This window comes from Mycobacterium sp. 1245499.0, assembly GCF_001673615.1.
Classification (GTDB): domain Bacteria; phylum Actinomycetota; class Actinomycetes; order Mycobacteriales; family Mycobacteriaceae; genus Mycobacterium; species Mycobacterium europaeum_A.
The window spans coordinates 1-2,569 of the sequence record NZ_LZMG01000333.1 but is presented as its reverse complement, the minus strand read 5'-3'; the positions used below and the strand labels follow the sequence as shown (position 1 = coordinate 2,569).

Annotated in this window: 2 protein-coding genes; both read left to right on the top strand. The window is 69.1% G+C overall.

From position 1 onward, the window contains the following. Window positions 1-45 precede the first annotated feature (45 nt). On the top strand, window positions 46-1,563 hold the full coding sequence (locus A5646_RS20610) for a carboxylesterase/lipase family protein (RefSeq protein WP_067023879.1): 1,518 nt from the start codon (window positions 46-48) through the stop codon (window positions 1,561-1,563). 18 nt (window positions 1,564-1,581) lie between these two features. Further along, window positions 1,582-2,569, top strand: a 988-nt coding sequence (locus tag A5646_RS20605) for a phosphotransferase (protein ID WP_156765665.1), incomplete at its 3' end; no start/stop codon positions are given.

The window sequence follows — 2,569 nt, the reverse complement described above, 5'->3', positions numbered from 1 at the left end:
GCGCTGCGCGCGCGTTACGGCCGTCATGTCGGTTACCGTCGGGTTATGCATGACCGGACTGTCCGCGCACGCACGGCCATCGGCACCGTCGAAGGCTTCACCCGCGACGGGGTCAATCGGTGGCGGTCGATCCCGTATGCCCGCCCGCCGGTGGGCCGCCTGCGCTTCCGGGCGCCGCAGCCGGCCCAGCCGTGGTCCGGTGTTCGACACTGTCACGGCTTCGGCAATTGCGCGCCCCAGCAGCGCCGTTACACCCTGCTCGGCATGTCGGGTCTGGGCGGCCGCTATCAGCCGATGAGCGAGGACTGCCTCACCCTCAACGTCGTGGCGCCCGAGGGTGACGCCGAGGGGCCGCTGCCCGTCATGGTGTTCATCCACGGCGGCGGCTACTTCCTGGGCAGCTCGGCGACACCGCTGTACGACGGCGCGGCCCTGGCCCGCCGGGGATGCGTCTACGTGTCGGTGAACTACCGCCTGGGCGCGCTGGGGTGCGTGGACTTTTCGTCGTTGTCGACGCCCGAGATCACCATCGACAGCAACCTGTATCTGCGCGATCTGGTGCTGGCGCTGCAGTGGGTTCGTGACAACATCGCGGGATTCGGCGGTGATCCCGACAATGTCACCATCTTCGGCGAGAGCGCGGGCGCGTGCATCACCGCATCGCTGCTGGCGGTGCCCGCCGCCGAAGGCCTGTTCGCCCGGGCGATCTCGGAGAGCCCGGCGTCGGGTCTGGTGCGGTCGAAAGAGGTCGCCGCGGAGTTCGCGAACCGCTTCGCCAACCTGCTGGGGGTGCGCAAGCAGGATGCCGCCAACGCGCTGATGCAGGCGTCCGCCGCGCAGCTGGTGGAAACCCAACACCGGTTGATCGACGAAGGCATGCAGAACAGGCTGGGCGCCTTCCCAATTGGGCCGGTCTTCGGTGACGACATCCTGCCATTGGATCCGGTCGAGGCGATGCGGCGCGGTGAGGCCCACCGGGTACCGCTGATCGTGGGCACGAATGCCGAAGAGGGCCGGTTGTTCACCCGCTTCCTGGCGATGTTGCCGACCAACGAGTCGATGGTCGAAGAGCTGCTGGCCGAGGCGGAACCCGCTATCCGCGAACGCATTACCGCCGCATATCCCAATTATCCCGAGCGGGCGGCCTGCATCCAGCTCGGCGGTGACTTCGCCTTCGCCTCGGCGGCCTGGCAGATCGCGGAGGCCCACGGCGCGCACGCGCCGACCTACCTCTACCGGTACGACTACGCGCCGCGCACGCTGCGCTGGTCGGGCTTCGGGGCCACCCACGCCACCGAGTTGCTCGCCGTTTTCGACGTGTATCGCACCAGATTCGGCGCGTTGCTGACCGCGGCGGCGGACCGGCGGGCCGCGTTGCGGGTCAGCAATCAAGTGCAACGGCGCTGGCGCGCCTTCAGCCGGACCGGCGTGCCGGGGGAGGACTGGCCCCTCTACACCGCCGAGGATCGTGCCGTGATGGTCTTCGACCGCAAGTCCCGCGTCGAGTTCGATCCACACCCGCATCGCCGAATGGCATGGGACGGCTTCTCACTGGCGCGTTGACCTGGCACGCTAACCCTCATGCATGCCGAGACCGAGCAAGTCATCGAACGACCCAGTGACCTCACCGCCACCTGGCTGGCAGCGGTCATCGGCACCGGGCCCATCGCCGACTTCGCGGTGGAGCGCATCGGCACCGGCCAGATGAGCGAGTGCTACCGGGTCCGGCTCAGCTATGCCGCGGCCGGGGGCGGACCCGAGTCGGTGGTGCTGAAGGTCGCGGCCACCGATCCGGTGAGCCGCCAAACCGGGCTGGCGCTGGGGCTTTACGAGCGGGAGGTGCGTTTCTACGGCGACATCGCGCCGCGTCTGGGCGGGCCCATCGCGCCCTGCTACCACGCGGCGGTCGACACCTCCACGGGTGTTTTCGATCTGCTGCTGGGTGACGCGGGGCCGGCCGTCGTCGGTGACGAAATCGCCGGAGCCACAGTCGAACAGGCCCGCCTCGGCGCCGTCGAGCTGGGACGCCTGCACGGCCCGCTGCTCGGCGACGTTTCGCTGGCCGAGGCGCCGTGGCTCAACCGCGACGCGCCGCTGAACCAGGCCATGATCACCCCGCTGTACGCGGGTTTCGTCGACCGCTACGGCGACCAGATCGCACCGGAGCACCGCGTGGTGTGCGAACGCCTGGTGGCCGCGTTCGACGGCTACCTTGCCCAGGAAGCGGAGGCGTCCGAGCGGGGCCGCGTGCAGGGCCTGGTGCATGGCGACTATCGCCTGGACAACATGCTGTTCGGTACCGAGGGCGCCGAGCGCGCGCTGACGGTGGTCGATTGGCAAACCGTGTCGTGGGGTCCGGCGCTGACCGATCTGGCCTACTTCCTCGGTTGCGCGTTGTCCACCGAGGATCGCCGCCAGCACTACGACGCGCTGCTGCGCGCCTATCACGAGGCGCTGGGACCTGCGGCACCACTGACTCTGGCCGACGTCGCCGACGGTGTGCGCAGGCAGAGCTTTTTCGGGGTGATGATGGCGATCGTCTCCTCGATGCTGGTCGAGCGCACCGACC

Coding starts and splice junctions, on each gene's coding strand:
- A5646_RS20610 (WP_067023879.1), top strand. CDS start 46: ATGCATGACCGGACTGTCCGCGCACGCACGGCCATCGGCACCGTCGAA.